Below are 6,000 nucleotides of genomic sequence, written 5' to 3'. Positions count from 1 at the left end.
CCCGAAACGGCTGCGCAGTACGGATTCAGTCCCGAAGAGATGAATACGCTGGGCGCACAGATCGCCCGCTGCAACCGACGGATCATCGCTGAGCTGCGCGAAGACTACGAGCGGCTGAAGGCGATCGACTGCCTGCACCGGGAGCCGGAAAGCCTCCCCGAAGGCGAAAATCCGGCATAGAAGACCTTGATAAGGCGAACCGGAGTCAGGACCGCGCATTGAATTTACGGACTTGCTCTGTGGCAGCGACCATGTTGTGAAACATTGTCGCTGTCTTTCGTATTTTTACGCATTTATACCACCCTGCGACCCGCCGGGATTCCCTACCTTTGCACTGCAAAGGTTTTTTTGTATATAGGTATGGGAAAATATTTCGACATGCTCATGGAAGACGTGCGGATGAAGGAGGGCCTTCATGCGTGCATGAACTGCGGCGTTTGTACGGGCGTCTGCCCCGCGGCGGAGTTCTACAACTACGATCCGCGGCAGATCGTCTGCATCGTTCAGACGCGCGACGACGACGCCATCGAGGAGCTGCTCAAAAGCGATACGATCTGGTATTGCGGCGAGTGCATGTCGTGCCGTCCGCGCTGTCCGCGGGGCAATACCCCGGGGTATGTGATCCAGGCGCTTCGCACGCTGTCGCAGAAGCTCGGGTTCTTCGTCGAGAGCGAAAAGGGCCGTCAGCAACTGGCCCTGAAGCGCATCATCGGCGAGAACATTCTCCGCACGGGTTACTGCATCGTGCCGCGGCTGGTGAAACCCGAACTGCACCCCGAGCAGGGCACCGTCTGGAAATGGATTTACGACAACGACAAGGAGATCTACGGCCAGTTCACGCCCGTCTACATGCGTCACGGCGCCGGGGCCCTGCGCCGGCTGGACGAGGAGTCGCTCGCCGAGATCAACGAGATATTCAAGGTCAGCGGCGGCAGCGAGATGTTCGACACCATCGAGCAGCACTCCGACCGCAAGGCCCGCGAAATGGGCTACGAGGAGGGCGCCGACCAGCAGTACATGATGGATGTCTTCCTTTCGAACAGCAACGAACATTATTGACGATGACGATGAAACGAAAGAGTTGGCAGGACTATCAGAAGGAGATCGCCGACGACCGCTATTACTATGCGCGCAGCTGCATCCGGCAGAATTTCTTCCCCGGAAGCGAGAAGCTCTTTATCGACATGCTGCACAACGACCTGGGGAAAGACCTGCTGGACGACCCCAAACACTCGTCGTGCACGGGCATCGGGTATCACTCGGACATCGTGCCGCTGGAGACCATTATGACCGTCGTGGCGCGGCAGTTCGCGCTGATGAACGAAGCGGGGTACGAGAATCTCGTGACTTCGTGCATCACCTCCTTCGGCGTGTACACGGAGATTCTGGCTACGTGGAACGAGTTCCCCGAGACGGAGGAGAAGGCCCGCGAGAACCTTTGGAAAGCCACCAAACGCGAGTTCCGGAAGCCCGCGAGCCTGGCCCACACGTCGGACGTTGTGTTCCACTTCCGCGAGGAGATCGCCGCGCGGGCCAAAAAACGGCTGGTGAACGCCGTCACGGGTGAACCGCTGAAAGTCGTGGAGCACATCGGCTGCCACTACGCCAAGATATTCCCGAAATCGGGCATCGGAGGATCGGAATTTCCCTATGTGCTGGCCGGCATGGTCGAGTCGTGGGGCGGCGAGTGCGTGGATTACCCCGAACGCCGCCACTGCTGCGGATTCGGATTCCGCAACTACCTCGTGCAGGCCAACCGCGGCTATTCGATCGCCAATTCGCACAAGAAGCTGGAGAGCATGGCCCCCTACAAGCCCGATTTCATCGTGGCCAACTGCCCCGGCTGCGCGATGTTCCTCGACAAGTGGCAGTACGCCATCGCCGAGATGGAGGGCACGACCTACGGCCAGAACGGCCACGGCATCCCGGTGCTGACCTACGAGGAGATGGCCGGGCTGGTGCTGGGCTACGACCCCTGGGAGCTGGGGATGCAGATGCACCAGGTCGATGTGGAACCCCTGCTGGACAAGATGGGCATCGAGTACGATCCCGCGGCCAAGTATCTCGGCCGGAACGGAAAATATATCGGAAAACCCGCGTCGGCGGTGGTGAACTGCTGTCCGACGGATACCATTTACGACATCAGAGAGTAATGAAGAAGAAGGTAATAGTCATAGGCGGCGGCGTCGCAGGCATGCAGACGGCCCTGCGTCTGGCGGAGCAGGGCGTCGAGCCCACGATCATCGAGAAGGAGCCCGAACTGGGCGGCAAGCTCCGGGGGTGGCACGTGCTGTTCCCGTCGTTCACGCCCGCGCAGGAGGTGCTGACCGAGCTGCGCCGGAGGGTCAACGAGAGCGGCATCGAGGTGCTGACCTCCGCCGAGGCCAAGGGATTCACGGCGGGCGGCGTGCTGCTCGCCGACGGACGGATGCTGACGTGCGATTCGGTGGTGGTGGCGTCGGGCTTCACGCTCTTCGACGCCTCGATCAAGGAGGAGTACGGCTACGGCATCTACGACAACGTTTTCACGACGGTGGACATCGAGCGCATGCTCAACGAAGGCCGCGTGGCCCGGGCCGACGGATCGCGTCCCAAGCGCATCGCGTTTCTGCACTGCGTGGGTTCGCGCGACGAGAAGGTGTGCCAGCAGCACTGTTCGAAAGTGTGCTGCATCACGGGCGTGAAGCAGGCTATGGAGATGAAGCGGCTCTTCCCCGAAGCCGATGTCTTCAATTTCTACATGGACATCCGCATGTTCGGCCCCGGCTATGAGGAGATGTACCGCGAGGCGCAGCAGAAATACAACATCCATTTTCTGCGCGGGCGTATCTCGGAGGCCAGCCCGACGATCGACGGCCGGGTGCAGATCAAGGCCGAGGACACGCTGACGGGCCGTCCTCTGCGCATGAGCGTCGATATGCTCGTGCTGATCGTCGGCATGCGGGCCAACGACGACAACGCCGCTTTCGCCGAGGGTGCTGGACTGAACCGCGCTCCGAGCGGCTTCATGGCTCCGCGCGACATGTTTCTGAACAACGTGAAGAGCAACGTCGAGGGTATTTTCTACGCCGGGACCGTCACCGCGCCCAAGAACATCGGCGAATCGCTGAACGAAGGGATCGTCGCGGCCGATGCCGCGGCCAAATACGTGGGGATGTAATCATGGCGGCGATCAATTTCGGATATACCATCTCCAAGCCCCGGGCCATCGACATCGACCGCAACAACCTGCGCAAGAGCGACGAGATTCTGCGCGAGATGCCCGAGTTGCAGACCTGCATCGGATGCGGGGCCTGCACGGCGGTCTGCACGGCGGGCAACCTCACGGAGTTCAATTTCCGCAAGGTTCATACGCTGGTGCGCCGCGGCGAGTATCAGGGCGCCTACGAGGAGATGAACAAGTGCATGCTGTGCGGCAAATGCCGGCTGGTGTGCCCGCGGGGCATCAACACGCGCGGCGTGGTGATGCTTATCAAACGTAAACTGGGAGATTTCTGACGATGACTTTCTACGCACCTTTCTGCATACCGTTTATCCTCGGCGCCTCGGTGATGTTCCTCACGCTGGCGTGGAAGTGGGGCAAGTGGCTCTGGCTGCTGCCCCGCGACGACAAGAAACGGATTCTGTTCGGAATACCCACGCGCCGCACCCTGGCCGCGGTGTGGGAGGTGGTGAGCGAATCGCTGCTTCACCGCCGCATCTTCCGGGTCAACCCCCTGCTGGGGTATATGCACATGTCGCTGGCCTTCGGCTGGTTCCTGCTGATCGCCGTGGGGTGGGCCGAGACCATCGCCTATCTCGGATTCCGCTACGTGCCGTTGCAGGGACACGTCTTTTTCAAGTATTTCGGCACGGGACTGGAGCATAAGCCCGTCTTCGATTTCGTGATGGACCTGCTGCTGTTGTTCGTTCTCTCGGGCGTGGCGCTGGCCTGGGGCAAGCGCTTCTATTCCCGGGCGATGGGCCTGCGGCGCACCACGAAGCACGTTCCGGGCGACCGCGTGGCCCTGTCGGCGCTGTGGTTCATCTTCCCGGCGCGTCTGGTGGCCGAGAGCGCCACGTGCGCGCTGTACGGCGGCGGGGGATTCCTCACCGGGGGCCTCGGGGCGTGGATGGCCGCGCATATCGGCATGATGCCGCTGATGAATCTCGAAACCGCGGCGTGGTGGTTCTACTCGTCGTGTCTCGGGGTCTTCTTCGTGGCGCTGCCGTTCTCGCGTTATATGCACATCTTCACGGAGATTCCGTTGATTTTCCTGCGTCACTACCGGCTGAAATCGGGCGAAAAGGAGTCCTCCTACGACAATTTTCAGGTCGAAGCCTGCTCGCGCTGCGGCATCTGCATCGACCCCTGCCAGTTGCAGAGCGTGCTGGGGATCGACGACGTGCAGTCGGTCTACTTCCTGCGCGACCGCCGCTACAACATGCTGCGCCTGCAAACGGCCGACAACTGCCTGATGTGCGGACGCTGCGCCGAGAAATGTCCCGTGAACATCGACCTCAATACGCTGCGCGTCAACTCGCGCGACAAGATGCGCAACGTCCCCGACGAACGCCGCTACGGCTATTTCAAGGGGCTGGACCGCTCCGCGGGCGAGGGCAAGGTGGGCTATTTCGCGGGTTGCATGACCCTGCTGACGCCGCGCACGATGTCGGCGATGGCGACGATCTTCGACGCCGCGGGCGAGGAGGTCTGGTGGGCCGACCGTGAAGGCGGCGTCTGCTGCGGGCGTCCGCTCAAACTGGCCGGCGAAACCGATTCGGCGCACAAGATGATGCGTTACAACGAGGAGTTGTTCCGCAAGCACGGCATTACGACGCTCGTGACATCGTGTCCGATCTGCCTCAAAGTCTTCCGCGAGGATTACAGCCTGCCGGGCATCGAGGTGCTGCACCATTCGGAATATATCCTGCGCCTGATCCGTGCCGGACGCCTCGCGCTGGAGCACGGCGCGACGCGCTTCACCTACCACGATCCCTGCGAACTGGGGCGCGGCAGCGGCATTTACGACGAGCCGCGGGCCGTGATCGAGGCCGTGGGCGAATTGTTGGAACCCGCCTCGACGCGCGAGAACGCCCTCTGCTGCGGCTCTTCGGTGGCCAATACGGCCATATCCGACGGCCAGCAGGTCCGCATCGCGCAGTCAGTCGCCGCCGAGCTCGACGCCACGGGGGCCGACGTGATCGTCACCGCCTGCCCGCTCTGCAAGAAGGCCCTCGGGCGCGGCACGAAGGGAGAAATCCGCGACCTGGCGGAGATCGTGGTTTCGGCCATAAAATAATTTGAGGCCGTAATCGGTTGACAGATAGGCGACAGGTCGCTTGCCGGGCGGATTTTGCCGAAATTAATTTGGCGGAATGAAAAATTCGTCTTATCTTTGCATACGCAATAGCGATAGATCTTATCTGAAAAATATATCGCGGGATGGAGCAGTTGGCAGCTCGTCGGGCTCATAACCCGAAGGTCGGAGGTTCGAGTCCTCCTCCCGCTACCAAAGGGGCCGAACAGCAATGTTCGGTCCCCTGTTTTTTTAGCTTCTGTAACGTGGCTGAAGGTCTTGGCAGATAATCAAAGCCGGGCTTTTAGGGGTTCGTTGGAATACCGGGCAAAATCTGAAATCCCGGGATTTCAGATTCCGACGGGACTTTCTTGTGGAACTCGATAAATATCATCGTCGGTATTTCCCGAAAGTTATGATAAACATTCTATAAGGTCAATCTTGATTTTCAGAAACTTTTAGCTGAAATTTGCATTTGCAATACCCCGCGAGTGCGTTGTATTTTAAGAAACATTTTCTAACTTTGTGGTGCTATCCGATGGGTAGTGACATATTGATTGATGAAAGTGTTTAGCTTTTATCCTTGACAATAAAATTTGGCGATTTTAAGAGAACAAGGGTAAGCAATACAAACACTCATCACTTGCGTAGATATATCATTCTTGATATACTGCTCAAGTGTGGGGTATTGTTTATTTGTTCTCGGGCCACGCCAAATGCC

5 protein-coding genes, 1 tRNA gene and 1 pseudogene are annotated in these 6,000 nt (G+C 59.5%); all 7 read left to right on the top strand.

Going from position 1 to position 6,000, the window contains the following annotated elements:
* A pseudogene (locus WMO46_RS14065) lies at positions 1–180 on the top strand (hypothetical protein); the annotation flags it as partial.
* A 180-nt stretch (positions 181–360) separates the two neighbouring features.
* Complete coding sequence (locus WMO46_RS14060; RefSeq protein ID WP_019149476.1) at positions 361–1,059, top strand: 4Fe-4S dicluster domain-containing protein; 699 nt, start codon at positions 361–363, stop codon at positions 1,057–1,059.
* Positions 1,060–1,061: 2 nt separating this feature from the next.
* Positions 1,062–2,153 carry a CoB--CoM heterodisulfide reductase iron-sulfur subunit B family protein gene (locus WMO46_RS14055; protein WP_129650633.1) on the top strand — a complete coding sequence of 364 codons (1,092 nt, stop codon included), beginning with the start codon at positions 1,062–1,064 and terminating at the stop codon, positions 2,151–2,153.
* Entirely contained in the window at positions 2,153–3,160 is a 1,008-nt protein-coding gene (locus WMO46_RS14050; protein ID WP_195497449.1) for an FAD-dependent oxidoreductase, read from the top strand. The genes WMO46_RS14055 and WMO46_RS14050 overlap by 1 nt, the downstream gene beginning before the upstream one ends.
* 2 nt (positions 3,161–3,162) lie before the next feature.
* Positions 3,163–3,498: a 4Fe-4S dicluster domain-containing protein gene (locus WMO46_RS14045; protein WP_015547654.1), complete on the top strand. Its 336-nt coding sequence runs from the start codon at positions 3,163–3,165 to the stop codon at positions 3,496–3,498.
* Positions 3,499–3,500: 2 nt separating this feature from the next.
* Complete coding sequence (locus tag WMO46_RS14040) at positions 3,501–5,282, top strand: (Fe-S)-binding protein (RefSeq protein ID WP_349094543.1); 1,782 nt, start codon at positions 3,501–3,503, stop codon at positions 5,280–5,282.
* A 137-nt stretch (positions 5,283–5,419) separates the two neighbouring features.
* Positions 5,420–5,495: transfer RNA gene (locus WMO46_RS14035), tRNA-Met, on the top strand.
* The last annotated feature ends 505 nt before the right edge of the window (positions 5,496–6,000 follow it).

It is taken from the genome of Alistipes intestinihominis (assembly GCF_040095975.1).
In the GTDB taxonomy this organism is placed as follows: Bacteria; Bacteroidota; Bacteroidia; order Bacteroidales; family Rikenellaceae; genus Alistipes; species Alistipes senegalensis.
This window is presented reverse-complemented; position numbering and strand designations above follow the sequence as displayed.

What these genes read in the sequence shown, in the direction of transcription:
- WMO46_RS14040 (WP_349094543.1), top strand. Translation starts at nt 3,501, where the DNA reads ATGACTTTCTACGCACCTTTCTGCATACCGTTTATCCTCGGCGCCTCG.
- WMO46_RS14050 (WP_195497449.1), top strand. Translation starts at nt 2,153, where the DNA reads ATGAAGAAGAAGGTAATAGTCATAGGCGGCGGCGTCGCAGGCATGCAG.
- WMO46_RS14060 (WP_019149476.1), top strand. Translation starts at nt 361, where the DNA reads ATGGGAAAATATTTCGACATGCTCATGGAAGACGTGCGGATGAAGGAG.
- WMO46_RS14055 (WP_129650633.1), top strand. Translation starts at nt 1,062, where the DNA reads ATGACGATGAAACGAAAGAGTTGGCAGGACTATCAGAAGGAGATCGCC.
- WMO46_RS14045 (WP_015547654.1), top strand. Translation starts at nt 3,163, where the DNA reads ATGGCGGCGATCAATTTCGGATATACCATCTCCAAGCCCCGGGCCATC.